Annotated in this window: 22 protein-coding genes; 15 read left to right on the top strand and 7 right to left on the bottom strand. The window is 53.5% G+C overall.

The features are described 5' to 3' along the window. Position 1: 1 nt before the first annotated feature. The 6 genes from ABFZ83_RS03845 to ABFZ83_RS03870 are packed head-to-tail and all read left to right on the top strand — an operon-like array spanning position 2 to position 5,238. Positions 2-1,006 (top strand): zinc transporter ZntB, encoded by a 1,005-nt coding sequence (locus ABFZ83_RS03845; RefSeq protein ID WP_411818109.1) that lies wholly within the window; start codon positions 2-4, stop codon positions 1,004-1,006. Then, positions 997-3,384 (top strand): mechanosensitive ion channel domain-containing protein, encoded by a 2,388-nt coding sequence (locus ABFZ83_RS03850; RefSeq protein ID WP_411818110.1) that lies wholly within the window; start codon positions 997-999, stop codon positions 3,382-3,384. The genes ABFZ83_RS03845 and ABFZ83_RS03850 overlap by 10 nt, the downstream gene beginning before the upstream one ends. Continuing rightward, on the top strand, positions 3,377-3,607 hold the full coding sequence (locus ABFZ83_RS03855; protein WP_411818111.1) for a DUF1272 domain-containing protein: 231 nt from the start codon (positions 3,377-3,379) through the stop codon (positions 3,605-3,607). Before ABFZ83_RS03850 ends, ABFZ83_RS03855 begins: the two co-directional genes overlap by 8 nt. Positions 3,608-3,610: 3 nt before the next feature. Then, on the top strand, positions 3,611-4,036 hold the full coding sequence (locus ABFZ83_RS03860; protein WP_411818112.1) for an LIC_13387 family protein: 426 nt from the start codon (positions 3,611-3,613) through the stop codon (positions 4,034-4,036). A gap of 10 nt (positions 4,037-4,046) precedes the next feature. After that, entirely contained in the window at positions 4,047-4,739 is a 693-nt protein-coding gene (locus ABFZ83_RS03865) for a fumarylacetoacetate hydrolase family protein (RefSeq protein ID WP_411818113.1), read from the top strand. A 25-nt stretch (positions 4,740-4,764) separates the two neighbouring features. Continuing rightward, a complete protein-coding gene (locus ABFZ83_RS03870; protein ID WP_411818114.1) occupies positions 4,765-5,238 on the top strand; it encodes a GAF domain-containing protein in 474 nt (157 codons plus the stop codon). On the opposite strand, the gene ABFZ83_RS03875 is transcribed toward ABFZ83_RS03870, so the two are convergent. Then, positions 5,235-5,780: a PH domain-containing protein gene (locus tag ABFZ83_RS03875; RefSeq protein WP_411818115.1), complete on the bottom strand. Its 546-nt coding sequence runs from the start codon at positions 5,778-5,780 to the stop codon at positions 5,235-5,237. The genes ABFZ83_RS03870 and ABFZ83_RS03875 overlap by 4 nt on opposite strands. Positions 5,781-5,957: 177 nt before the next feature. On the opposite strand from ABFZ83_RS03875, the gene ettA reads away from it, so the two are divergent. Further along, positions 5,958-7,625, top strand: a complete 1,668-nt coding sequence (ettA, locus tag ABFZ83_RS03880; RefSeq protein ID WP_411818116.1) for an energy-dependent translational throttle protein EttA — start codon at positions 5,958-5,960, stop codon at positions 7,623-7,625. Between the two features lie 23 nt (positions 7,626-7,648). On the opposite strand, the gene ABFZ83_RS03885 is transcribed toward ettA, so the two are convergent. The 3 genes from ABFZ83_RS03885 to ABFZ83_RS03895 are packed head-to-tail and all read right to left on the bottom strand — an operon-like array spanning position 7,649 to position 10,979. Continuing rightward, positions 7,649-8,242: a TadE/TadG family type IV pilus assembly protein gene (locus tag ABFZ83_RS03885; protein ID WP_411818117.1), complete on the bottom strand. Its 594-nt coding sequence runs from the start codon at positions 8,240-8,242 to the stop codon at positions 7,649-7,651. Between the two features lie 11 nt (positions 8,243-8,253). Beyond that, positions 8,254-8,838, bottom strand: coding sequence for a TadE/TadG family type IV pilus assembly protein (locus tag ABFZ83_RS03890; protein ID WP_411818118.1), 585 nt, complete (start codon positions 8,836-8,838; stop codon positions 8,254-8,256). A gap of 8 nt (positions 8,839-8,846) precedes the next feature. Further along, positions 8,847-10,979 carry a hypothetical protein gene (locus ABFZ83_RS03895; RefSeq protein WP_411818119.1) on the bottom strand — a complete coding sequence of 711 codons (2,133 nt, stop codon included), beginning with the start codon at positions 10,977-10,979 and terminating at the stop codon, positions 8,847-8,849. A 287-nt stretch (positions 10,980-11,266) separates the two neighbouring features. Between ABFZ83_RS03895 and ABFZ83_RS03900 the strand changes: the two genes are divergently transcribed. The 5 genes from ABFZ83_RS03900 (at position 11,267) to ABFZ83_RS03920 (ending at position 19,771) form a co-directional block, all read left to right on the top strand. Beyond that, the gene (locus ABFZ83_RS03900) at positions 11,267-12,550 is read left to right on the top strand and encodes an amidohydrolase family protein (protein WP_411818120.1); all 1,284 of its coding nucleotides are present in this window, start codon (positions 11,267-11,269) and stop codon (positions 12,548-12,550) included. 170 nt (positions 12,551-12,720) lie between these two features. Beyond that, complete coding sequence (locus ABFZ83_RS03905) at positions 12,721-13,665, top strand: LysM peptidoglycan-binding domain-containing protein (RefSeq protein ID WP_411818121.1); 945 nt, start codon at positions 12,721-12,723, stop codon at positions 13,663-13,665. Between the two features lie 231 nt (positions 13,666-13,896). Then, positions 13,897-14,823: an oxygenase MpaB family protein gene (locus ABFZ83_RS03910; RefSeq protein WP_411818122.1), complete on the top strand. Its 927-nt coding sequence runs from the start codon at positions 13,897-13,899 to the stop codon at positions 14,821-14,823. A gap of 78 nt (positions 14,824-14,901) precedes the next feature. Continuing rightward, positions 14,902-17,646 carry a phosphoribosylformylglycinamidine synthase subunit PurL gene (purL, locus tag ABFZ83_RS03915; RefSeq protein WP_411818123.1) on the top strand — a complete coding sequence of 915 codons (2,745 nt, stop codon included), beginning with the start codon at positions 14,902-14,904 and terminating at the stop codon, positions 17,644-17,646. A gap of 151 nt (positions 17,647-17,797) precedes the next feature. Then, positions 17,798-19,771 (top strand): M1 family metallopeptidase, encoded by a 1,974-nt coding sequence (locus tag ABFZ83_RS03920; RefSeq protein ID WP_411818124.1) that lies wholly within the window; start codon positions 17,798-17,800, stop codon positions 19,769-19,771. Between the two features lie 10 nt (positions 19,772-19,781). Here the strand turns inward: ABFZ83_RS03920 and ABFZ83_RS03925 are convergent, their stop codons facing one another. Continuing rightward, complete coding sequence (locus tag ABFZ83_RS03925; protein ID WP_411818125.1) at positions 19,782-20,882, bottom strand: strictosidine synthase family protein; 1,101 nt, start codon at positions 20,880-20,882, stop codon at positions 19,782-19,784. Positions 20,883-21,031: 149 nt separating this feature from the next. On the opposite strand from ABFZ83_RS03925, the gene ABFZ83_RS03930 reads away from it, so the two are divergent. The 3 genes from ABFZ83_RS03930 (at position 21,032) to grxD (ending at position 22,917) form a co-directional block, all read left to right on the top strand. After that, on the top strand, positions 21,032-21,994 hold the full coding sequence (locus tag ABFZ83_RS03930; protein ID WP_411818126.1) for a 2-hydroxyacid dehydrogenase: 963 nt from the start codon (positions 21,032-21,034) through the stop codon (positions 21,992-21,994). After that, positions 21,991-22,515: a 2'-5' RNA ligase family protein gene (locus ABFZ83_RS03935; protein ID WP_411818127.1), complete on the top strand. Its 525-nt coding sequence runs from the start codon at positions 21,991-21,993 to the stop codon at positions 22,513-22,515. Before ABFZ83_RS03930 ends, ABFZ83_RS03935 begins: the two co-directional genes overlap by 4 nt. A 72-nt stretch (positions 22,516-22,587) precedes the next feature. Then, on the top strand, positions 22,588-22,917 hold the full coding sequence (gene grxD, locus ABFZ83_RS03940; RefSeq protein ID WP_411818128.1) for a Grx4 family monothiol glutaredoxin: 330 nt from the start codon (positions 22,588-22,590) through the stop codon (positions 22,915-22,917). On the opposite strand, the gene ABFZ83_RS03945 is transcribed toward grxD, so the two are convergent. Together ABFZ83_RS03945 and ABFZ83_RS03950 are read right to left on the bottom strand one after the other, a co-directional pair. After that, on the bottom strand, positions 22,914-23,117 hold the full coding sequence (locus ABFZ83_RS03945; RefSeq protein ID WP_411818129.1) for a hypothetical protein: 204 nt from the start codon (positions 23,115-23,117) through the stop codon (positions 22,914-22,916). The genes grxD and ABFZ83_RS03945 overlap by 4 nt on opposite strands. Positions 23,118-23,211: 94 nt before the next feature. Continuing rightward, positions 23,212-25,167: a PHA/PHB synthase family protein gene (locus ABFZ83_RS03950; RefSeq protein ID WP_411818130.1), complete on the bottom strand. Its 1,956-nt coding sequence runs from the start codon at positions 25,165-25,167 to the stop codon at positions 23,212-23,214. Positions 25,168-25,223 lie beyond the last annotated feature (56 nt).

Below are 25,223 nucleotides of genomic sequence, written 5' to 3' on the forward strand. Positions count from 1 at the left end.
TATGAGACAACCAGCGCCATCTTCGCAGGTTTCAGATTCAGGGCCGCCTTTTGTTTTTGGTTTTGGGTTTAAAGATGGCAAAGCCACGGAGATGCGCTGGGAAGATGCAGCCGTTCAGGCGGGCGATTTTGACTTCGTCTGGCTGCATCTCAATATGAACAATGACGAGACCAAAAAATGGATACGGTCTCAATCAGATATTCCCTATGCTGCTGCGAGTGCGCTGCTTGCTGGTGAGACACGTCCACGGGTCAGTAGTTTCGAAACTGGCCTCGTGGTCAATCTCCGCGGTGTGAACCTAAATGAAGGTGCGGAACCGGAAGACATGGTGTCGATCCGGATATGGCTAACTCAAAAGCGCGTAATAACCACACGCCGACGCCGCCTGATGGCCGCGCAGGATCTGCGCGCGAGCCTGATTGACGGCGCAGAGATTGCTTCTCCCGGATTATTGCTGGCAAAGCTCGCAACCAAGCTGACCTCGCGCACAGAACCTTATGTGCAGGAGATCGAAGAAGAGGTCGATGACCTCGAAGCGGCTATGCTGGACGAAGACAGCAGTCAGGGTCTGCGGCCAAAGCTGGCCGATACGCGTCAGGCGGCGGTGCATTTCCGGCGGTTCGTTGCGCCACAGCGGGATGCGCTCAACCGACTGGCCAATGACGAATCGACGCTTTTTGATGCGCATACGCGAACCGAGCTTCGAGAGATCGCAGACCGGGTGACCCGCATGACAGAGGATATTGATGCGGCGCGGGAACGGGCGATGGTGCTTCAGGATCAATTGACCGACCAACGGGCCGAAGAAATGAATCGGAACATGATGGTGCTTTCCGTTGTTGCTGCCATATTCCTGCCGCTTGGTTTTCTCACAGGCTTATTCGGGATCAATGTCGGCGGTATGCCGGGGGTCGATTCGCCGGCTGGATTCTGGCTTGTGGTTTTCGGCTGCGGCGTTATCGGATTCGGATTGTTGATTCTATTCAGGTTGATCAAATGGCTGTAACCGCAATGCGCCGAATTTCTCTGGCGTTCTTGATCATTATATCGGCATTGGTCTTTGCGGCCGGTTACGCGCATGCACAAAATGAGCGAGCGCGCGAAATTGAGCGCGCGAGCGAGACAATCGCAGATATTCGCGAAAGCCTTGATGATGACCGGCTGAAAAATGCCGATGAGTATGAAACCACGTTGCGCGAATTGCGCGATGGCTCGCGGCGGCGCTTGTCGGCGATTGAACGCGAGCTTGAGGCAATTCGTGTCCAAGCTGATTTATTGGGGCCTGCGCCCGGCGAAAATGATCCGCCGGAAAGCGACATCATTGCATCTGAGCGAAGCTCACTTGAAAGCGAACGAGCGCGGCTGAATGGGGAGCGAACGCGTGTCCTTGCCAATATTTATGAAACCGGCGAGCTACTGACGCGTCTGTCCGGTGCGCGCCTCGGCACATTGTATCGATCGCTGTTAGAGCGCGGAAAAAGCCCGCTAGCGCCGTCGGTTTGGGGCGGGGCTTTGGGCTCGGCTTCTGAGGTCGCGTCGCGAATTGGCCAGTATTTCTCGAAGTGGGGCGATGAGAAACGATCAGGTGGGGATTACAATTTTTCCGTAATTATCATCGTTGGCGCATTGGTTCTGTCGTTCCTGATGTTCGGTCCGGTCAATCGCTGGGTGATGAACACCTTTGCGGCGCGTATCGAGAAGAGCAAACCAACACCATCGCGCCGGATTATTGTCGCCGGCATGAAGATGGCCGCCCGGACTGTGCCCGGTGTGATCGGTGGCCTGATCATCATTGAGACATTGCGCGCCCAAGGGCTGCTTACTGCGGAAGGCATTTCCGCCGCGCGTGCATTCTGGATCGGGGTTTTATCCATTCTCGTTGTTTCCGGATTCACTGCCGGGTATTTTTCACCAAGTTCTGCGGATTGGCGGATCGCGCCGATTGATGAAAAACGGGCGCGGGCCGCAAGCCATCTGGCGATCGCAGTGGCGATTATTCTTTCTTTGAAAACGCTCCTTAGCGCGATTGGCGTCGCGGCGAATGCCGAAACGGATTTATTGTGGTTGATATGGGCCAGCGGCGCGATTGTCATCGCGGTATTGGTTTTTGCGCTTTGCCGAAGTGCGCTCTGGCGCGTTGACGGCGAGGCCGCTGGCGGTGGTTGGCGATTAATCCGCCGCTTTGGCCGAGTGCTGGCTATTCTTATTATTGCAGCGGCTTTGGTCGGCTATGTTCGCTTCGCAGATTTTGTCGCAACGCGGCTCTGCTTTGTGGCGCTTTTCATCGGCCTTGCCTGGATATTGCGGGCGATGCTGGCGGAAACCGCGTGGCATATGCGCAGGAGCCTTTTGCCGGCCGAAAAGGCGAAGGACGATGGTGTATCCGAAAACTTTGTTTTCTGGTCGCGCCTTGTCATCAATACATTGCTCGCAATGGCGCTCGCACCGGTTTTTGCGATTCTGTTCGGGGTTCCGCGCGATGCGGTGGCCGATATCGCCGGTCAGGCATTGTTCGGCTTTAATATTGGCGGGGTGCATATTCCGTCGGTCGCAAAGCTGTTCGCCGCGGCGATTGTCTTTGTGGTTATCATGGCAATTACGCGGCTTGTGCAATCAGGCCTGCAAAAAGGGCCGCTTGCCCATTCCCGGGCGGATATTGGCGTTCAAAACTCTCTCACGACGCTTTTAGGCTATGCGGGGTTGGTGATCGCGCTATTCGCGTCGATTTCCGCGCTTGGTATCGATCTCGGAAATCTCGCCCTGATCGCCGGTGCGTTATCGGTTGGTATTGGTTTTGGCCTTCAATCCATCGTCAACAATTTCGTCTCGGGGCTGATTTTGCTATTCGAGCGCCCGATCAAAGTTGGCGACTGGATCGTCACGACCTCGGGCGAAGGGACCGTTAAAAAGATCAGTGTTCGTTCTACCGAAGTCGAAACTTTTGACCGCTCGTCGATCATCATTCCAAATTCTGAATTGATCTCATCGACAGTGACGAACTGGACTCACAAGAACAAAATTGGCCGCGTGATTGTACCCGTCGGGGTCACCTATGATGCGGACCCAGAACAGGTGCGGGATATCCTGCTCGAATGTGCCAAGGCGCATCCGCTTATTGTCGCCTATCCTGAACCTTACGTGACCTGGATGGATTTTGGTCAGTCATCGCTGGATTTCGAAATCAGGGCCTATCTCAACGATATTTCAAAAGGGCTTTCGGTCCGTACGGAATTGCGATTTGAGATCTTCAAGAAATTGAAAGAGGCCGGCATAGAAATTCCGTTCCCGCAGCGGGATGTGCATATCAAATCCATGCCGAAAGAATATGATAAGCTGCCTGACCGTCGCCCCGAAGGTGACGGAGAGGAAGGAACAGATGCTTGAGCTCCGACCAAACTGTGAGCGATGCGACAAAAATTTGCCTCCGGATGCCGATGCGCGGATTTGTTCGTTTGAATGTACCTTTTGTGTTGAGTGCGCCGAAGAGGCGCTGAAAGGGGTTTGTCCAAATTGCGGCGGCAACTTTGTGCCAAGGCCCGTCAGGCCCTTATCGCTGCTCGGGCGTTTTCCGCCATCCACAAAACGCGTTTTGAAAAAGCCGGAGTAAGCCGTGGCGAATTACATGGTCCTTGCGGGCGCAATCATCTTTTTCGTTCTGGGCTTATTGCACCTGATCCTGAGTTTTCTCGACGTAAAAGATCCAAAGAGATTTATACCGGCCAAGACCGAGCTTCTTGCGGCGCTGAAAACGACCACGATCAACATGCGCAAGGATGCACGAAACTTCTGGCTCTCATCATTGGGTTTTCATTTCAGCCATAGTATCGGCGTTATGTTTTATGGCTTTATTGTCGGCTATTGCGCATTGGTTCGGCCAGATTTTTTCGCCGATTACATCATACGGATTGTGATCGTTCTGATGGGCGCATCCTATGTGGCAATTGCCCGGGCATTCTGGTTTATCATTCCGGTCATCGGTTCATTGATCGGCGTTGCATTCATTGGCATTGGTTTGGCCGTGCTATATCCATATTGAGGAATTTCAAATGAGTTTCGTAATTGACCCGCCCGTCCAGCCATCCGTTTCCATAAAAGGTGGCGGTAAATTCCCGGTGCGCCGGATCTTTTGTATTGGCCGCAATTATGATGACCATGTCCGGGAGATGGGCGGCGACCCGAAAAATTCGACGCCGGTATTTTTTACGAAACCCGCTGACGCCGTAGCGCCTGATGGTGCGACGCTTCCCTATCCGCAGGGGACGAGCAACCTCCATTTTGAAGGTGAATTGGTGCTGGCGCTAAAATCGGGCGGTCGCGATATCAAATCTGCCGATGCCGCAAAGGCGTTGATCTATGGGTATGCTGCCGGATGTGATCTGACGCGCCGCGACCTTCAGAACAAGGCAAAAGATGCCCAAGGCCCATGGGATACAGCGAAGGGTTTTGACCATTCGGCTCCGATCGGTGAGATCGTACCGGCAGATGAGTTGCTTGGCGGCCTCGCGAGTGCGCAATTAGCGACCACCGTAAATGGTGACGTGCGCCAGCATGCGCCACTTTCGATGATGATCTGGTCACCGGAAGAGATCATCATGTTCTTATCCGAGCTATTTGAGTTGAAAGCTGGCGATCTGATCTTCACAGGCACGCCGGAAGGGGTGGGCGAGCTAACGCGGGGTGATCAATTGAATGTGACGATTGGCGTTCATTTGAGTCTCGACTTTGCGATAGCATCGTGATTGGAGAGGGCAAGGAGCAAGCCCAATGACCAAAGAAGAAAAAGCCAAACAATACGAAACGATCGCCAAGGAAATCGCGGCGGTGATCGATGGTGAAGATAATATCACCGCGCGCATGGCGACGGTGTCGAATATCTTGCATCACGGTTTCGATCATTACTTCTGGACCGGGTTTTACGTGGTCGATCCAAACAAGCCCGAAGAGCTTGTGATTGGGCCTTATCAAGGCACGCTGGGTTGTTTGCGTATTCCGTTCGGGAAGGGTGTCTGCGGCACGGCGGCATCAACCAAGACAACGCAAGTGGTCGAAGATGTTCATGCCTTTCCCGGTCACATCGCTTGTGATGCGCGGTCAGAGTCAGAGATCGTGGTGCCTGTCCTCGACAAGACCGGTGCATTGATCGCGGTGTTGGATGTCGATAGCGATAAACCCGCCATGTTCGACGAGGTTGATCAGGACGGGTTGGAAGCGATCATCAACGCAAGCTTTGGCAATTAGCGATCGTCGTCATCTTCGTTGATGCGGCGGCGTTCGCGCTGATCCTCGCGCAGAGCCGATTTCGCGTTTTCGATCAGGCGGCGAAGATTAATCGGATTGTCGAGATCGGGCAGGGTGATGACGCCAACCCCGGTGCCGCGCAGCACCAGCTTGCCATAGCCAAAAATCCGACCCCAGATCGATTGCTCCAGGGTGATCTCCTCGATCTTGTTGAGGCTCACTTCCTGCGTGTGTCTCGCGACAAGGCCCGTTTTGTAGACAAAGCGATAGGTGGTCACGACGATTTCGGTCGTGATGAGAACGATCATATGATTGATCAAAATGAGTCCGCCGCAAATCGCCGCGATGATCGCGCACCACCAGCCAATCCGTAATTTGTCAAAAGGGACGTCGGCGGCGAACTGAATGAAAAAGAAAAACGCCAATGTGGCCATCCCTAGGGAGAACCACAGCATGGGAAAGAAACTATAGGTCCAGTTGAAATTTGCGCGGTGGATGATTTCCTCACCACCGGCCAGTGTTTTACCTACATAACCCGACATTGAACCCGATCCCCGCTTTGTTTCCCCATGCATTTATCTGCACTTATTACCATATAAGGGAAGATTGGCAGATCGAAAACGCTGCTTTGCGTTGAATTGACCCGTAAGGCGGGATAAGACGCGGCGCTGTTCCCCACTTGCAACGAAATTAAAGCTTTAAGGAGCCCCGAAGGCCATATGTCGAAACACCAGTTCATCTATTTCATGTCGGGCCTGTCGAAACAGTTCACAGGCGGCAAAAAGATATTGGAAGACATACACTTACAGTTCTATCCAGACGCCAAAATCGGGGTTGTCGGGGTCAATGGCGCGGGTAAATCGACGCTTTTGAAGATCATGGCCGGCGTCGATAAGGAATTTGTCGGCGAGGCTTATGCCGCTGATGGCGCAACCGTCGGATATTTGCCGCAAGAGCCCGAACTCGACCCATCCAAGACCGTTTTCGAGAATGTCTTGTTGGGCGCAGGCGAGTTGAAACAGAAAATCGACGATTTCAACGCAGTCTCCATGGAGCTTGGCGAGAATTACTCTGACGACTTGATGGATAAGATGTCTAAGCTGCAAGAAGAAATCGACGCGGCAGACGGGTGGGACCTCGACTCGAAAATCGAAATGGCCATGGAAGCCCTGCGCTGCCCGCCCGGTGATTGGGCGGTGGACAAGCTATCGGGTGGTGAGAAGCGCCGGGTTGCGTTGGCGCAGCTTCTATTGTCGAAGCCTGACCTTTTGTTGCTCGACGAACCGACCAACCACCTTGATGCGGAATCGGTTGCTTGGCTTGAGCACCATTTGCGGGAATATCCGGGTGCGGTGGTATTGGTCACGCACGACCGATATTTCCTCGATAACGTCACGGGTTGGATTCTCGAACTCGATCGCGGTCGGGGCATTCCTTATCAGGGCAATTATTCCTCATGGGTCGAGCAGCGTCGCAAGCGCCTCGAACAGGAACAACGCGAAGAAAGCAACCGCAAGAAGACCCTTGATCGCGAGGTTGACTGGATCAAGGCCAGCCCGAAAGCGCGTCAGGCGAAATCAAAAGCGCGTATCAATGCCTATGATGAATTGCTCAACAAGGCTTCGAAAGAAGAGATCAATCTCGCGCAGATTCAAATTCCGCCGGGTCCACGCCTTGGCGGTGTCGTGATTGAGGCTGAGAACCTCAAAAAAGGATTTGGCGACAAGCTGTTGTTTGAAGATCTGTCGTTCAAATTGCCGCCCGGCGGAATTGTCGGCGTAATCGGGCCGAACGGTGCCGGTAAAACCACATTGTTCCGCATGCTGACTGGTGAAGAGCAGCCGGATGAGGGGAGCCTCCGCATAGGGGAAACCGTGAAACTCGGCTATGTGGACCAAAGCCGCGAAGATCTGGACGGAAAGAAAAACGTTTGGGAAGAGATCTCAGGCGGTCTTGATATTATTCCGCTGGGCAAACGGGAAATCTCGTCCCGTGCCTATGTTGGCTGGTTCAATTTCAAGGGCGGCGATCAACAAAAAAAGGTGGAAAACCTATCTGGCGGTGAGCGCAACCGTGTTCAGTTAGCCAAAATGCTAACAGAGGGAGCGAATTTGCTGCTCCTCGACGAACCGACAAACGATCTTGATGTTGATACATTGCGCGAGCTTGAACGCGCTCTCGAAGACTTCGCCGGTTGTGCGGTCATCATCAGCCACGATCGCTGGTTCCTTGACCGGATCGCGACGCATATCCTCGCATTCGAAGGCGATAGCCATGTGGAATGGTTTGAAGGTAATTTCGAAGACTACATGGAAGACAAAAAACGTCGTTTAGGCACCGCAGCGGAAGTCCCGACACGGATCAAATACAAGCCACTGACACGATAGTCTTTGTTGACCGGCGGTGATGATCAATCGTCACCGCCGCCACTGCCAGCGCCTTCTAGCTGCACCTTTGTTGTGAGGCGCGGCCAGCGAATGGTCTGGCGCGTAAAATGAATGGGTGTATCCATCACGCGATTGGTAATTGATGGCTGATAGGTATAAGACATCTCGACGATGATCAGCGACGCAATGCTCGGGATGATTGTGTCGTCGGAGAGTTTCGTAAATTCCTGCCCTTCGGCATAAGGCTCGCCGCCATTATTGTCACGGCTCCAGTGAACGACGGGGTTACCGTCTTCGTCCAATACGACGCTAGAAAGTTTTAAAGTCATATTGGTCGGGTCACTGGGGCGAATAATTTCCATGACACCGGCAAACAGATCATCGACCTCGGATTCTTTGATCTCTTCTGACTGCGCCACCAAATCCGCCAATGTGTTGGCCGAGATCGCGACTTTCCGATTTACCGTCATTGCATTCGAGGCTTCGATCAGGCCAAAAAACAACAGAACCAGCACCGGAAGTAGGACAGCAAATTCCGTCGCTGCTATGCCTGAATCAGCTTTTCTCCATCGGCGAAGGACGCTCGTTGGAGAATATTTTTCTGTTATGTTTCGCATTTGACTGACCATTAGTCTCGCTTCTTCGCGTTTGTTTCAAACGGTTCATTTCTGAAAATCAGACTGGAAATCAGTCGCCGTTTGCCGGATTCGGATTCCGCCAGATTTACGCCAATGGCCGGATTTAGCGTGTTATAGATATAACAAATTCGGACACGAACAATTTCCAATTCACCGCCAGGAACGAAGGGAATCGCATCGAGCTGATCAGGCGGCGCGTCTGCGCATGTCGGCGGATTATTATCCGCAGCCAGATCGGTAAAGCTCGAATAGGTGTTCACCTCGACCGTAAGGCGGTTTTCACAACCGCCGAAGGTTTTCAGGATGTTACATACTTTTGTGTAAATCTGCTGATATTTGTCGTCGCTGGTACCGCCAGATTTCTGTAGCTGGCCGGTTTTGATCTGACGCCCGGCATCACTGACGGCTGCGTCAACAACAGAGTTCGCATAGAAAAACCAACCGACCTCAAAAATCGAAAACATCGCCATAAGAAAAACCGGCGCGATGATCGCGAATTCGACCGCTGTCGACCCGCGCGAGTCCCGTAACAATCCCGGGTGCCTCCGTTTTCCTGTTGAAACTAAAACACTCATCAATGGCTCTACTTACTAATGTGGAGATCTACGAGGTCAGCAGCGATTTGCCCAAAGGCTTCTTCGAGGTCTTCGCCGTCAACGGCGTCGTGGAAATAGGGTTCACTCGGTTTCGACGCACAGGCGCGGAAAACCTTTTCTGTGCTGGAGCTATCAAGGCCAAACATAATCGTATAAACGAGATAGCCTTCCTGCTTCATGCGATAGCAAATGCGTAGCAGCTTGTTATCGAACTCGTCTTCCATGTCGTCCGCATCATCCATATTCTTACCCATGCGGCTTTCGCGTTCGAAACCATAGGCGGTCAGGTCAGAGCCCCAATGGGTGTCGAGGTTCGACGTGGTATTGTTACCATCCGTCATGATCACGATGGCTTTTTGCCATTTCTCGTAATCAGTATCCTCAGGACCAATACCCTCGGTGAACGGAGCTTCAGGCGATAAAAGACGCCATCCCCAAATCGCACCATTTGCCGAATTGGTGTTACCATTCGTCCCCAGTGAATTCACGTGAGTCTCGACTGTCGTCCGATTATTGGTCAGCGGTAAAACCGGGCGTGCGCAATCGAGATTTGGTCCGCGATCACTCGTCACGCTAGGTGACAGGTCGTATTTGTATTTGTATGTCTTGGTAGTAGCGTCCCACCATCCGACATAAGCATTGCGCAAAATGAATTCATCTGAATTCGCTGTTGAGCTGTCGTCAGCCGAGGTGATGTCGGTGTCGTAAAAATCCTCGACACCTAATTCAATCATTTTATTGCGCCAGTTTTTTTGCCTGTTATTCAACAGTGCCGTAGGCGTGATATCGAGCATCCGGAAATCCTGAACGATCTTTGCGTACCGTCCCGTATTCTCGCCCTCATATCTGCCGATATAACGCTGGTCATCGATGAAATTACGGTTCCAGTAATCACTGGCGTCGTAGTCCGCATATTCTGGATCTACGAACCAACTGCGCCAGAAATTTTGAACATGCGGTACACCTTCGATAGTGAAGGTTTCAACGCCGGTCCAATAGGAATTGCCGTTTGAAAGCGGGCAGCGCCCCTTCCAATCGGCGTTACAATCTGGTTCGTCGGGATGAAACATCGGAACCCATTTGAAATTCACAGGGTCCGTAAGTTCGCTTGTATCTAATGCAAATGCAGGCGCATCATCAAACGCATCATATGTCCGTTTTTCATATTGATCAGAACTCGACGCATACTGGGTCGGGTTGGTCATAGCCGTATTAAGCGTCGTGGTCGTAATTGTTGAGATCGGGGCGACGTCTAATTCATCTAGCGGATAGGGCCGTGCCTCGACGCAGCCACCCCAGGATGTACCAGGTGTCGAATCGAACAGTTTAAAATGATTAACCTTCCGGTTTACATTCACAACACCTTTCTTGGTCACGTGAATGAAGCGGTCGCCATGATAAACTGCTTTCGCGGTTCTATCGGACCAAGCATTTTTCCAGCTCGCAGCCTCGCCGACATTGACATATGCATTAAACGGAACAACACCGATTTTGATGTTATCGCTTTCAGTCTTTTCGCCATACATAACGTCAAGAAGTGTTTCGACCGCGTCCTTCAAGCTGTCTATTTTCTTTACGCCATCAATTTTGTTGCCCATTGAGCCAGTGACATCGAGAACAAGTGCAAGCTCGACACGTCCGGACCCGCGCTTGGTGATTTCAACACATTTATCGATGTCGAGCTTTTTAATCCCTGCGACCCCAAGCAAATAGGTCTTCAGCTTGCCGGTCACACAGGTCAATACGACCGCTTCATCATCGAGCGTGAATTCAATATTCCAACCGGGCAAAAGATTATTTTCGTAATTGAAGTTCGCCTCGAAAAATTTGCGGCCATAGGCCTTCAATTCCTCAGTTGTTAAGTCAGGATCGGTCGCGGATAGCTGCGCGAGCGCGAGGCTGGACGCGTCCATGGATTCGATCATGTCAGCGCGGACCGCGTTCCAGCGCGTGTAATCAACCGCGCCGCCAGCGAACAGGAATAAGACGGAGAGCATAAACGCGAAAAGAAAAATGATGTTGCCATCATTGTTACGAGCAAACCGCGGGTGCCGGGAAACGCTCGTCCGTGTCCGGTGTTTCGATAGCTTCGAATCTGATTTTCTATCAACGACCCACATAGGGTACTCCCCGCAGAAACTTTAGTGCGGATAGAACATCTGCGATTTGTCGTTAAAGGGACGTAAGGATTTGTGGTTAATCAGCAGAAAATAGATAAAATTTTTAGAAATGTTTCATTGACCACAACTTGTTGTGTTCAAATGACAACAATTGTCGCTTGTTTCGACGTCTGTTGTTAACGCACCATTAATACTTTCGGTCTGCGCGCGCCGTGCAATTGCTTTTATCGGTTGACGATGCTTGAGGATCGGATGACCATTACCGAAATTCGAATTTGAGGGGCGTCATGTCAGAATGGTCAGTCGCGATCACTGCAGCTATTGCGGTGCTTGCATTCAATAAAGCTCAGGCGGAAACCTTCTATGTCACGGCGGAACGGCTGATTGATCCGCAAAAGGGTACTGCAATCGCGAACGCGGCACTTATTATAGAAGACGGAGAAATCACCGCTGTGGGCACCGCCGCAGAGGTCGAAAAGCCCGCGGGTGCGGAGCATATCGACCTTGGCGAAAAGACGGCTTTGCCGGGTCTTATCGATATGCATACGCATATTACTGGCGATCCGACCAAGGGGGGCGGCTATGCGTCCTTGGTCATTCCTGTTGAGCGGACGATCATTTGGGCCGTGGAGAATGCCCGCAAAACCCTGATGGCGGGGTTCACGACGATACGGAATGTCGGTTCTGACGGTTATGAAACCTTGTCGATCCGCGATGCGATCAATGCGGGCGAAATCGCGGGGCCGCGTATGTTCGTTTCTGGCCCGCCTGTGGGGATCGTTGGCGGTCATTGCTCGGATAATAATTTGTTACCTCCATCCTATGAAGCGAGTGGCGAAGGCGTAGCGACGGGACCGTGGGAAATGCGGGCAAAGGTTCGGCAAAATATCAAATATGGTGTCGATCTGATTAAGACCTGTTCGACGGGCGGGGTCTTTTCGAAGGGGACATTGCTCGGCGCGCCGCAAGGAACTGTCGAAGAGCTAACCGCCATCGTCGATGAGGCCCATTCGCGTGGGTTGAAGGTGGCTTCTCATGCGCACGGAACAATCGGCATAAAGAACGCCATCCGGGCAGGGGTCGATACAGTCGAGCATGTTAGCTATCTCGATGATGAAGCGATCCGTATGGCGAAGAAAGCCGGCACTTATTTCTCGATGGATATTTACAATACGGAATATACGCTTAGCGAAGGCGAGAAAAATGGTGTCCTGCCAGAGTCCCTTGATAAAGAGCGGCAGGTCGGCGGCATCCAGCGGGAAAGCTTTAGCAAGGCCGTGAAAGCAGGCGCAAAGGTCGTGTTCGGCACCGACGCCGCGATCTTTCCGCATGGGGACAATGCCAAACAGTTCTCGCGCATGGTGCGCTTTGGCATGACACCGCTTCAGGCGATTAGGGCGTCGACTTCACTCGCCGCCGAGGCGCTCGGCCGTGAAGGCGAGCTTGGCTGCGTCGCCGTCGGCTGCCGGGCTGATCTCATCGCGGTTTCCGGCGATCCGCTATCGGATATCTCGGTGCTGGAAGAGGTCGCCTTTGTGATGAAAGATGGCGTTGTTCACAAAGATGATTAATTCCGACCGTCATTTGTGAATAATTACAGCGTAATAGATGGTTAATCTGTTGGTTAACATCATAGGCACAACACTGCAGAATTAGACAAAATTTCACGTCTATTCTGCGCACATTTTCTCGCAAAACGTGTTATTAACCATAATTCCAGATGTCTGATCGGAGGGGGATTATGGCTCAGTTTCAACTCATGCGGCGCGGCATCGCGGTTGTTGCGCTAATGGCAGGATTTGCAGCAGCGTCGCCAGCAATGGCCGGGCGGTGCGGGCATTCCTATCCGGTTGATGCGCCGACCACGCTGTCAAAGGTCGCGCGCGCCTGCAATGTTTCGCTTGCGGCGCTCAAAGAGGCTAATCGCGGTGTCGACCCGAATTATGTCCGCCCGGGCGAGCATTTGGCGGTGCCGGATGAAACCGATTATCCCGGTGAGGTGCCAACGATTGTGACCGAGGTCGAGACCCCCGATCCGGTCTATCATTATGAACCGAGCCCATGGCCCGATAAGAGCGCTAAAAAGACCGTGGCGCATACGCCAGAAGCGGCAACGGGGCCGTTTTACTTGGAGGCAAGTCTGGGGCGGTCGGCGAGCCCACAGGGAAGCCATCTGAGCTATCAACAGGAATCCGCGGCGCGCATTCGTAATGCTGGCCTGACCATGAACCCGGTGAATACATCACCGCGCCCGACCGAGATCAGCGTGTCGTCGTTTAGAAAGGTACCGCTTTCTGCACTGATGGAATGCGCCGTGCTGCGTCGTCAGCCCGACGGCAAGATCGCGCAAGTCCGCGAATTCAAACCGCTGCCCGAAGGCCGTGATGCGCCGATGCACTGCACACAGCTCACAAGTGGAACGGCCACCGCAATTCCAGCGCCGACATTCCACGCGAATGCCGCGGGATCGCAAGCGGTGCTGCGTGGCTATGTTAGCTTTGTTGATAGCGAATGCGTAACCATGCGCACCCGTGACGGTATGGAATGGCGGATTGCGGCGGATGATCGTTCGCGTTCGCTCCTCGGAAAAGAAGCCACGATCTGGGCAGATTTCACCAACGCCGAGTCATGCGGCGGCATGGTGATGGACCGTGCGATCTTTGTTGAGCAGCTGGCAACGCGCTGAACGGAATTAATCCGTAGACCGAGAAATAAGCCGCGCAAGACGTTGCGCGGCGATTGCGCGATCAAATAATACCCGTTCAAATGGCATTCTGTCGTGCGAAATATGTCAAAACGCCTTTAATTTCGCCGCGATGTTGCACGATTGTCGTCGTGAAACTATCGGATTTGTGATCTACTTTTGGCCTGGCATCCGGAAGAAATGGGATGCGATTTTCATTGTGGGCCTTTTGCAATGCCAATTGAAACACTGAGATCGCGGGTGAAATACGGGCTTGAAAAACGGCTCGATAAAGCCGCCCAGAGTTATCTGGGCGATCCGGTATTGGCCAAGGTTGATTTTGCTGAACCCTTTGGCGAACCAGCATTGACGGATCCGAATTCCATTTCCTGGCGGATATTCAAAAATCCGGTTTCGCTTTTTATTGGCGGCGTGACGGCGGTGATCCTCGAATTCGCCGAGCCGCGCGTGCGGACCGGCGTTTGGGACAATACGAGCTTTCGCACTGATCCTGTGCGTCGCCTCAAGCGAACGGGCCTCGCGGCGATGGTGACTGTTTATGGGGCCCAATCGGTGAGTGCGCGCATGATCGAAATGGTCAATCGGATGCACGGAAATATCGCCGGGGTGACGCCCGATGGTTCCCCCTATGCGGCGAGCGACCCTGAGCTTTTGCGATGGGTCCATGTGACCGCCGCTTTTGGATTTTTAGAAGCCTATTCGGCCTATGTTTCCCCCCTCACAGATGAAGACCGCGACCGCTATTATTATGAAGGGCGTAAAACCGCCGCGCTTTATGGCGCAAAAGATGCCCCGCAGTCACTAATGGCCCAGCAGACGCTGTTTCGCGAAATGCTCCCCAAGCTCGAAGCATCAGACATTATCTTTGAATTTCTGACGATCATGAAGCGGGCCAACGCCTTTCCGCCACCGGCGCAGATCGCGCAACATTCACTGGTCCGGGCGGCCATCGATATTGTGCCCACCGAAATCCGGGCGGTTCTTGGTCTCGATAAGCGTTATGGATTGCGGCCTTTCGAGGGGCGAATGGTACGGCGAATGGCGCGGCGCGCGGATCGGCTCAAGCTGCGATCCGGTCCGCCAATTCAGGCCTGCAGACGCATGGGCCTCCCTGAAGACTATCTATATCCGCGTAAGTGATCGAATTTCCCGCAACAGCGTTTGCACCTGAGGCGCAACCGGCCTATTGAAGCGGCGAAGTTTGATCCACGGATTCGCATGACCACCATTACCCCTGAAATCGTCGCCGAACATGGCCTTAATCCCGAAGAATACGAGCGCGTCAAAGCCCATATGGGCCGCGAGCCCAATCTCGTTGAATTGGGCGTATTCTCCGTCATGTGGTCGGAGCATTGTTCCTATAAATCATCCCGCCGGCACCTGAAAAAACTGCCGACTTCCGCGCCATGGGTGGTGCAGGGACCGGGCGAGAATGCGGGTGTGATCGACATCGGAACCGACGATGACGGCGTGCCGCTGGTGGCGATTTTCAAAATGGAAAGCCACAATCACCCGAGCTTCATCGAACCCTATCAGGGGGCGGCGACCGGGGTTGGCGGGATTATGCGCGATGTGTTCACCATGGGCGCGCGGCCAGTGGCTAATATGAATGCGCTTCGTTTTGGCGAGTGGGACCATTCCAAAACCCGCCATCTGGTCAGCGGTGTAGTTTCGGGCATTGGCGGCTATGGTAATTGTATGGGCGTTCCGACAATTGGCGGCGAGACCAATTTCGACAAGGGTTATAATGGCAATATCCTTGTGAATGCCATGACAGTCGGCGTCGCTGAAAAAGCCAAGGTGTTTTACTCCGCCGCGCGTGGTGCCGGAAATCCGGTTGTTTATGTGGGCGCGAAAACCGGGCGCGATGGTATTCACGGCGCGACCATGGCGTCAGCCGAGTTTGATGATGCGTCCGATGAAAAACGTCCTACGGTACAGGTCGGTGATCCGTTTACGGAGAAACTGCTGCTCGAAGCCTGCCTTGAGTTAATGGCGTCTGATGCGATCATCGCTATTCAGGATATGGGCGCGGCCGGTTTGACCTCATCTTCGGTTGAGATGGCGGCAAAAGGCGGCGGCGGGTTCGAACTTGATCTCGATCATGTGCCCCAGCGCGAAGAAAACATGACCGCCTATGAAATGCTGCTTTCTGAAAGTCAGGAGCGCATGTTGATGGTGCTCAAGCCGGGCCGGGAAGACGCGGCACGCGCAATCTTTGAAAAATGGGGCGTTGATTTTGCGGTGATCGGTGTCACCACCGATACGGGCCGTCTTGTGATTAAACATAAAGGCCAAATCGAAGCCGATATGCCGGTACCGCCGCTTGCGGATGATGCGCCGAATTATGACCGGCCTTATTCGACGCTTGAAAAACCTGCGCCGCTGAAAGACCCGACCGTGACCTATCGCGAAGCGGAAGCGATTTTGCGCGGGCCGGGAAAATCCGAAGCGGAAATGCGTGTTATCGCTGATACGTTGATCGCCGATCGTTTGTCGGATGCAGAACTTGTTGAGGCCGTTGGCCTGAGCGTTCGTGACGGTGAGGCGCGGGTTTATGCGCGGTCCAAGCCCGAAGGGGTCAGTTTCTCGGGTTTTGAAGAGGCGGCGAAAAACCTTGCCACAAGCGGCATGGTTGAAACCGCAGAGGTTGAACAGCGCGAAGAAGAAATCTCTCTCGCGGATGCGCCCGGCGGCGATACGATTTTGACGGCGCTGGCCCGGATGATGGCGCAGCCTGATCTTTGTTCGCGCCGTTGGATCTGGGAGCAATATGATCATTCCGTGATGGGTGAGACAGTTGTTGCACCGGGCGGCGATGCGGCGATGGTGCGTGTTCACGGCACCAATCGCGGTCTGGCGGTTTCAACTGACGTGACGCCGCGCTATGTGAAGGCTGATCCGTTTGAAGGCGGGAAACAGGCCGTCGCGGAAACTTATCGCAATATATGCGCAGTAGGCGCATCGCCCTTGGCCATTACCAATTGCCTCAATTTCGGTAATCCAGAACGCCCGGAAATCATGGCGCAATTTGTCGGTGCAATCGAAGGCATCGCAGAAGCCTGCGAAGCGCTCAGCTATCCGGTCATTTCCGGCAATGTCTCGCTTTATAATGAAACCAATAGTGTCGCGATCCCGCCGACCCCGGCGATTGGCGGCGTTGGTGTTCTTGATGATGTGACCAAGGCGGTTCGCGTCGGCGGTGCGGAAGCTGGCGAAGAATTGATCGCAATCGGCATTACGCGCGGCCATTTAGGACAATCGCTCTATATGCGTGATCTCTTTGAGATCGACGAAGGGGCACCGCCGCCGGTTGATCTGGAGATCGAACGCAAAACCGGCGAGCTTATCCGTAAGCTGATCGAAGAGGGGATCATCACGGCCTGCCACGATGTTTCCGATGGTGGCCTATTGGTCGCCGCTGCGGAAATGGCGCTTGCTTGCGGGCGCGGGCTTAATCTGACGACGCCAGTGAAAGCGCGCAAAGCCGCTTTCTGGTTTGGCGAAGACCAGGGCCGTTACCTCGTGGCTGCATCACCGTCAGCGGCTGATACGCTATTGCTGAAAGCCGCGATGGCCGGTGTACAGGCGTCTAAGCTTGGGCGCTTTGGCGGGCCGGACATTACACTTGATGGCGACGATGCGCTTTCGTTGCTTGACCTTTCTGACCTAAATGACCACGCGCTGCCCAATTATATGGAAGCGCAGACGCCTAAGGAGGCTTCACCTATGCCAATGGCAGCTGATGATATTAAGAAATTCATTCTCGCGGTATTGCCCGATGCGGAAATCGAGATTGAGGATTTAGCCGGTGATGGCGATCATTACCGCGCGCGCATCGTGTCGAGTGCGTTTAATGGGCTAAATCGTGTGCAGCAACATCAATTGGTGTACAAATCACTCAAAGGCCGGATGGGTGGCGAACTCCATGCGCTCGCCCTTGAGACTGAAGCGCGGGAATAGTTAACCGATCTGCACTTCGAAATTGTGTATCGAAAAGCGGGGCCTGATGGGCCCCGTTTTACTTTGGCTGTGCTGTACAACTTGCCTTGCCCGGTTCCGCAGAGCCCGTTAAGGTTCGGTTTTTCTCACCTATAAAAAAAGAGCGTTCTGCATGTCATTTGCCCGTACCTTGTTCGTTTCAGCGTCATTTGTTGCAATCGCCGCCTGTTCGCCAAAAGATAGCCAACCCACCGAGGACACGACCGTCATCGTCGCCGAGGAAGCGGAATATGTCGAACAGGACGAAATGGAATTCATGGTCCCGGGCGAGGAACGCGAGGTTGTTTGGGATGCGCTGACACCCGAAGAAGCGCGCGACAAGTTCACCTACTCGAATTACAACGATGCGCGGGTGACGCATCTCAATCTCGATCTGACGGTCGATTTCGACACCAAGACGCTTTTCGGCACAGCGGAAATTAACTTCCGCAAGCGCACACGCGGCACGGCAACGCTGATCTTGGACACCAGCAAGCTCGACGTTTCAAAGGTCGAGGCGTTTACCGAAGGGCAGTGGGTAGAAACCGACTTTACGATGGGGCCGCACGACCCAGTGATGGGATCGAAATTCGAAGTTTCGCTACCGGATCGCGCTCGGAAAATTCGCGTCACCTATCGCACCAGCCCGGAGGCCGAGGGCATTCAATGGCTCTCGCCCGAGCAGACCGCCGGAAAAGAGCACCCATTTCTGTTCACCCAGTTTCAAGCGCTTAATGCGCGCACGATGGTGCCGATCCAAGATACCCCCGCTGTGCGCATTACCTATGACGCGCGGATCAGAACCCCAAAAGACCTATTGGCGGTTATGAGTGCGCGTCAGGATGTAAGCGGCGATTTGGACGGTGATTATTCGTTTAAAATGACCCGGCCAATTCCGTCCTATCTGATTGCGTTGGCGGTCGGCGATATCAAATTCAAGAAGATCAATAATCATATTGGTGTCTATGCAGAGGATTACATTCTTGATGCCTCAGCGGAAGAATTTGAAGATACGCCAAAAATGGAAAAGGCCATTGCCGATCTCTATGGTCCTTACCGTTGGGGCCGGTATGATCTGATCGTATTGCCGCCCAGCTTCCCGTTTGGCGGCATGGAAAATCCGCGCCTTTCATTCATGACGCCGACCCTCATTGCCGGTGACAAAAGCCTGACCAATGTGGTGGCGCATGAACTTGCGCATTCGTGGTCGGGCAATCTTGTGACCAATTCAAACTGGCGTGACGCTTGGCTGAACGAAGGGTTCACAAGCTATGTCGAAAACCGCACCATGGAAGCGCTATATGGCGAAGGCCGCGCGGTGATGGAGCGTTTGCTCGATAAGCAATCATTGATGCGCGATGTCGAGGCGGCTGCGCGCCCTGAGTTGACCGCGCTTAAAATGCCAGCGGATTTAGGGCATCCCGATGATGCGTTCAGTCAGGTCTCTTATGCGGGCGGAATGTTTTTCCTTAAATTCCTTGAAGAGCGGTTTGGCCGTGATCGCTTTGATGAATTCCTGCGGGCCTATTTCAATGAATTCGCATTCAAGAGTATTACGACCGAAGATTTCCTGACCTTCTTTGAGGATAATCTGTGGGCCGATCAACCGGATGCGGTGACAGAGGCGGAAATCAACGAATGGATTTACCAGCCCGGATTCCCGGATTCGATCGAAAAACCACAATCGGAAGCCTTTAATAAAGTCGATGCCCAAATTAATGCGTGGATGGGCGGCGGCGATGTTGATGGGTTAGAGACAAGCGCGTGGACGACCCATGAATGGCTTTATTTCATCGCGCAATTGCCTGAATCGCTGACGCCGGAACAGATGGCGGCGCTAGACGAGCGCTTTCAATTGTCTACGTCGCAAAACGCTGAAATCGCGAATGCGTGGTATCTGCGCGCGATCAATGCTGGCTATGAACCGGCGTTTGAGCCGCTTGATGCATTCTTGATGCGAGTGGGCCGGGGTAAGTTCATCTACCGGCTCTATGCGGCGTTGATTGAAAATGGGCGCAGAGATTGGGCGGAAGAAGTCTATGACCGGGCGCGTCCGGGTTATCACCCCATTGCTCAACGGCGCATCGACGATATTTTCGCGCAATAAGCGCTCGAAATTATTGCGGCTCGTTCGTTTGGGACGGGCCGCGTAATAAAATTTCGAGCATTGGGCAAACCATCACGTGACCGTCAAACACCGCCCCGACGATCAGCGTGTTGTCCCATACGGCACCAACAGAAGAGCCGTTAATCTCGCCATTTACCGACATCAAGACGTCTGAGGTCAAACCGCTGCGCGGGTTGAGGCGGATGACATGCGACGGCGCGATTTCACGCGCATCTTCTGCGTGCTTTACGAAGTCGAAAATTTTGGAATGACCGGCAACCCAGATCGCGCCATCACGTGAAACCTCGATATTATCGGGCGCGGTATTCACCCGTAGGTTTTTCACGTGAGATAGCTTTCCGCTTTCCGGGTCACGGTCAAAAACCGCGATGCGGCGCTTTAGGAGTTCAGCCACATATATCGACGATCCGTCAACGGATTTATTGATACCATTCGCATAGGTGAGGCCGTCTTTGACGATGCGGCCCTTAACGCCATCATAATAGGCGACGCTGGTAAGCGGCAACGCAAAGTAAGATTCCAGATGTCCCAATAAGCCGTTATCAAATCGCCGGTCATTGGTCACATAGAACTGGTTCGGGCCAACCGCGACAATATCATTCGGCGAATACATCGCGTCAAACGAGATGCTTTCGAGGTGGGTCAGTTCCCCATTTGCTCCGACGTCGAATAACTCGACGACTTCTTCGCCAGTGGTCGGGTGATTGACAACAAACAATCGTTTGGTGCCGTCATTGCCGCGATAAAGGCTGATCCCATGCGGCAGGAAATTATCCATCGCTGGCGAGACGCGGCGGATTGCATCGCTGCCGTCAAGGCTCATGGCATAGATGCCATTTTTCGGATTGATCGCGCTCGACCCGCCATCATTGTACCAGGCTCTGCGATCAGCCGCGGAGATAAAAGCGAGTTTCAATTCTGGGTCAATTGTGACGTCTTCGGTGCCCGGGGCGACATCAACCCGGCGACATTGATCGACGAGCTTTGTTTTCAATTCAGCGCGCGCACCGGATGCGGGAATGATATGCAAAAGGGACCATCCGATCGCTAAGCCGATAAAGGCCAGGATGCCAATCAGAAAATACCGCATATTATACCGCCAACTCCCACACAGAGCGTATCGGGCAGAGCCAGACCGCTTTTGTTAACAAGCCTAACCCAATAGCAGTAGATAGGCTAGCCACGTCGCCATTGTCGGCTACAAACATAAAGAAAGACCAGCTACAGACGAGGGTTCATATGACCAAGCGAGTTATTGCGACGCCAAGGCAAATGCCGTCAGCGCTCGCAGGAATGTTGCGGATGAATTATGATGTGCGCGAGCCCGCTGAACCTGTGGCGAGCCGCGAGGCGTTTATCGCATTGGCCGAAGGTGCAGAGGCGATATTTTCGACGGCCTTTGATGAGCTTGATGCACAATATATCCGCGCGTTACCCGATAGCGTCAAATTGATTGCTTCCTTCGGTGTTGGTGTCGATCACATTGACCTTGATGCTGCAAAGACGCGCGGTATCGCAGTTTCAAATACGCCCGAAGTGACCACAGCCTGTCTTGCAGACACGACAATGGGCCTGATCATCGCCGCCTGTCGTCGTTTTCGGGAGGGGCTTGATATTGCCCGAACCGGCGAGGGGCGCGGCATGCTTACGCCCGAAAGCTGGGGGCAACGGGTCACCGGCCGGACATTGGGGATTATCGGCATGGGTAATGTCGGGCGTGAAGTTGCAAAACGCGCGCAAGGATTTGACCTAAACCTGATCTATCATACGCCGCGCCCGTCAGAAGAAATCGACCGCGCCTATAATGCGACGTTGGTTTCGCTCGAAGATTTGTTCCGGCAAGCCGATATAATTTCGCTACACTGTCCCTATACGGAAAAAACCCATCATATGATCGACGCGGCGGCGATTGAGTTGATGAAGCCATCGGCTGTAATCATCAATATTTCGCGCGGCCCCGTCATTGATGAAATGGCAATGATCGACGCGCTGAAATCGGGCCGCATTTTCGGTGCGGGGCTCGATGTTTTTGAAACCGAACCTGCGCCCATTCGCGAAGAGCTTTATTCGCTGCCGAATGTTTTCTGTTTGCCGCATATTGCCTCCGCGACGATGGAAAGCCGCGTTGCGATGGCGATGCGCGTTCTTGAAAATATCAATGCGTTTTTCAAAACCGGGGAGCCGAACGACCGGGTTGTATGATGCAAGATCCTGTCATTCTGACATTACAGCTTGATGAAGAGACGACCGCGTTTCTTAACGCCGAGCGCGAGAAACATTTCCCGGCGGGGCTGAACAACGTACCGGCGCATTTGACCTTGTTTCATAATCTCCCCGGCGCGCATTTTGATGAAATTCTGAAAATGATCGGCCGGACGGCCGCCAATCAATATGCCTTTCCGATCAAGCTATCAGAGGTGATGCGGCTTGGGCGCGGCGTGGCCTATCGGGTCTCCGCGCCGCCTTTATTGCCCTTGCGCGCCAAATTGGTGACCGCATTCGGGCGATGGCTGTCCGGGCAGGACCGTCAGGGGTTTCGCCCCCATGTGACGATCCAGAATAAAGTGACCATTCAAGAAGCCTCGGCCCTTCACGCGCATTTGTCCGAGGGGTTTTCGCCGATAGATGGCCGGGCCGAGGGGCTGCAACTCTGGCGGTATTTGGGCCCGCGCGGGCGCGGCACCCATTGGCAGCCAGCGGGCGCATTCGCGTTTCGCGACTAGGCAAGGGCCCGAAACCCTTGACGCAGGCGGGGCGGCCTCCTAGCTAAACCCTAGACTTCAGGAGTTTTAAGAATGAGCGACATCGCTACCGACATCAAAGCAAAAATCGACGCAAACAACGTGATGCTCTTCATGAAGGGTACACCGCAATTTCCGCAGTGCGGATTCTCGTCGGTTGTCGTTCAGATCCTCGACCATTTGGGCGTTGAGTATGATACGGCCAATGTGCTCGAAAATGACGAGCTGCGCGACGGCATCAAGACCTTCTCTGACTGGCCGACGATCCCTCAGCTTTACGTAAAAGGCGAGTTTGTTGGCGGTTGCGACATCATCCGCGAGATGTTCGAAAAAGGCGAGCTTCGCCCATATCTCGAAGGCAAAGGCATTAGCCTCGCGGCTTAATCCTGATTTTGTTCAGATTGATCTGGCTGTCGCCCATTAAGTGAAATCTTAGTGGGCGCGCCGAATAGCTGTTCGTTGACCTGCGCAGTTTCCTGATCACGGAGACGACGGAAGAGTGCATCCGCTCGTGTGCTGCGCGAAATCGACGTCGTTCCTAAGCGCAGGAACAAATCCTGCGTTGTCATGTCCATCCGGCTCATACCGCCCCCCGGCTTTTCAGTTTTATAAATCGTGATTCGTTAGGGTTAACAAAAAGTTAACGCGCGGGGTGCCAGAGCCGAATCACGGCCGAATTTACGACGGAACCTTCACATAGCGTCCGGGGGCGTCCTCGATAGGCTCTAATTTGCCATCACCGGGGTGCCGCGCAGGGACGATGCCGGGGCTGACCTTGTCCAGCCATTTGATCCAATAAGGCCACCAGGACCCTGTGTGGCGGACCGCATCTTTCTTCCATTCGTCCAGCGTGTCGGGCAGGGCGGTATTGGTTGAGTGATGATATTTCTTTTTGTCCGGGTGGTTCACGACGCCGGCAATATGACCCGACCCGGCGAGCATATATTGCACATTGTCATTCCCCTTTGCGGCATAGAGTTTTGCGGTTCTGTACACGGAATTGTGCGGCGCTATGTGGTCGGTTTCGCCCGCTTGCATGAAGATCGGGATCTGGACATCCCCGAGATCGAGGGTCTCGCCATCCATGACCATTTCGCCCTTGGCGAGGCGGTTATATTGATAGAACTCGCGCAGATAGAAGAGATGCACATTTTTCGGCATGCGTGTGGCGTCGGAGTTCCAGAACAGCAAGTCAAATTTCGCCGGGTCTTTGCCTTTGAGGTAATTGTCGATGACGAAAGACCAGATGAGGTCATTAGAGCGCAACATATTGAAGGTGGTGGCCATCGCGCGCCCTTCAAGAACGCCGCCCGCTGCGTCCATCTGTTTTTCGATCGCATCCAGTTGGCCATCGTCGACAAACAACAACAGATCGCCCGCTTCCGTGAAGTCGGCCTGCGCCGTAAAGAAGGTTGCGGTATTGATCCGGTCATCGTCTTTTTTCGCCATGAGCGAAAGTGCAGTCGAGAGCATGGTCCCGCCAATGCAATAACCAATCGTATCGACCCGTCGTTCGCCCGTTGCTCTTTCAACCGCATCCAGCGCCTCGAACAGGCCGTCCTTGATATAATCTTCAAAGGTCTTTTCGCGTAATTCCGGGCCCGGATTGACCCATGACATGACAAATACGGTCCGTCCTTGCGAGACCAACCAGTTGATGAAGGAGTTTTGCGGTTGCAGGTCGAGAATGTAAAATTTGTTGATCCATGACGGAATGATCAACATCGGCGTTTTCGCAACCTCTTCTGTGCTCGGATTATACTGAATGAGCTGGAAGATCTCGTTTTCGAAAACGACCTTGCCGGGGGTGGTCGCGACATTCTCGCCGAGTTTGAAATATTTCAAATCCGCCTGACGGATGGATAATTCGCCGTGACCGCGATCAAGGTCTTCGAGATAGTTCTTCATGCCCTTGAGCAGGTTTTCGCCCTTGCTGTTGATCGTTTCCTCGATCACTTCAGGGTTCAGCATGGCAAAATTTGACGGCGCGAAGGCATCAATAAATTGCTTGGTGAAAAATTCTGCCTTTTTCTTTTCGTGCTCGTCCATGCCCTCGACCTGAGACATGGTTAACTCGAGCCAGCGCGCCATAATGAGATAGGACTGCTTGACGAAATCGAGCATGGGATTTTCTTCCCATGCGGGGTGGGCGAATCGGCGGTCGCCTTCGGGCGGTTTGATCGCCGGTTTGGTGGCTTCGCCAGCGATGCGTCGCTGCATGGTTGCCATGAGCTTGGCGTAATCGCCCCAAAGATTGAATTGCCGCTGCATGACCGTGCCAGGATCGGCAGAAAGACCCTTCATGACCTCCTGAAAGGCTTCGTTGATATTCATCGGGTCGGCTGGCAATTCGCCCGTATAGCGGCGCAGGTCCTGTTGTTTGGCGAAATAATCCCGCAAGACTTCCTGGCTGGTGCCGGTGACCTCGGTCAAATATTCCGAAAGGGCGTCGAAATCCTGAAACATGGAACGGGCGGCTTTTTCGTCCTGCTCGGGCTTTTTCGCCTTAGGCTTTTCCTTCGGCGCGGAATTCGCCTTGGAGGCGGAATTCGCGGATTTCCCGGTGGACTTCGCTTTTTTTGTCGACTTTTTCCGTTTTGGGGCTGTCGATTGCTGTTCTGATTTCTCTTTCACTTGCGTCACACCGCCGGATAGTTGTTTAAGGGGCCTGTATCTTCCTTATAGGATGG

The sequence above is a fragment of the Hyphococcus formosus genome (assembly GCF_046736345.1).
GTDB classification, from domain to species: domain Bacteria; phylum Pseudomonadota; class Alphaproteobacteria; order Caulobacterales; family Parvularculaceae; genus Hyphococcus; species Hyphococcus formosus.

Excerpts from the sequence above, each read along its gene's own strand:
- ABFZ83_RS03845 (WP_411818109.1), top strand. The coding sequence starts at position 2 with ATGAGACAACCAGCGCCATCTTCGCAGGTTTCAGATTCAGGGCCGCCT.
- ABFZ83_RS03920 (WP_411818124.1), top strand. The coding sequence starts at position 17,798 with ATGTCATTTGCCCGTACCTTGTTCGTTTCAGCGTCATTTGTTGCAATC.
- ABFZ83_RS03910 (WP_411818122.1), top strand. The coding sequence starts at position 13,897 with ATGCCAATTGAAACACTGAGATCGCGGGTGAAATACGGGCTTGAAAAA.
- ABFZ83_RS03870 (WP_411818114.1), top strand. The coding sequence starts at position 4,765 with ATGACCAAAGAAGAAAAAGCCAAACAATACGAAACGATCGCCAAGGAA.
- ettA (WP_411818116.1), top strand. The coding sequence starts at position 5,958 with ATGTCGAAACACCAGTTCATCTATTTCATGTCGGGCCTGTCGAAACAG.
- ABFZ83_RS03855 (WP_411818111.1), top strand. The coding sequence starts at position 3,377 with ATGCTTGAGCTCCGACCAAACTGTGAGCGATGCGACAAAAATTTGCCT.
- purL (WP_411818123.1), top strand. The coding sequence starts at position 14,902 with ATGACCACCATTACCCCTGAAATCGTCGCCGAACATGGCCTTAATCCC.
- ABFZ83_RS03885 (WP_411818117.1), bottom strand. The coding sequence starts at position 8,242 with ATGCGAAACATAACAGAAAAATATTCTCCAACGAGCGTCCTTCGCCGA.
- ABFZ83_RS03895 (WP_411818119.1), bottom strand. The coding sequence starts at position 10,979 with ATGTGGGTCGTTGATAGAAAATCAGATTCGAAGCTATCGAAACACCGG.
- ABFZ83_RS03875 (WP_411818115.1), bottom strand. The coding sequence starts at position 5,780 with ATGTCGGGTTATGTAGGTAAAACACTGGCCGGTGGTGAGGAAATCATC.
- ABFZ83_RS03900 (WP_411818120.1), top strand. The coding sequence starts at position 11,267 with ATGTCAGAATGGTCAGTCGCGATCACTGCAGCTATTGCGGTGCTTGCA.
- ABFZ83_RS03930 (WP_411818126.1), top strand. The coding sequence starts at position 21,032 with ATGACCAAGCGAGTTATTGCGACGCCAAGGCAAATGCCGTCAGCGCTC.
- ABFZ83_RS03905 (WP_411818121.1), top strand. The coding sequence starts at position 12,721 with ATGGCTCAGTTTCAACTCATGCGGCGCGGCATCGCGGTTGTTGCGCTA.
- ABFZ83_RS03850 (WP_411818110.1), top strand. The coding sequence starts at position 997 with ATGGCTGTAACCGCAATGCGCCGAATTTCTCTGGCGTTCTTGATCATT.
- ABFZ83_RS03935 (WP_411818127.1), top strand. The coding sequence starts at position 21,991 with ATGATGCAAGATCCTGTCATTCTGACATTACAGCTTGATGAAGAGACG.
- ABFZ83_RS03865 (WP_411818113.1), top strand. The coding sequence starts at position 4,047 with ATGAGTTTCGTAATTGACCCGCCCGTCCAGCCATCCGTTTCCATAAAA.
- ABFZ83_RS03925 (WP_411818125.1), bottom strand. The coding sequence starts at position 20,882 with ATGCGGTATTTTCTGATTGGCATCCTGGCCTTTATCGGCTTAGCGATC.
- ABFZ83_RS03945 (WP_411818129.1), bottom strand. The coding sequence starts at position 23,117 with ATGAGCCGGATGGACATGACAACGCAGGATTTGTTCCTGCGCTTAGGA.
- grxD (WP_411818128.1), top strand. The coding sequence starts at position 22,588 with ATGAGCGACATCGCTACCGACATCAAAGCAAAAATCGACGCAAACAAC.
- ABFZ83_RS03890 (WP_411818118.1), bottom strand. The coding sequence starts at position 8,838 with ATGAGTGTTTTAGTTTCAACAGGAAAACGGAGGCACCCGGGATTGTTA.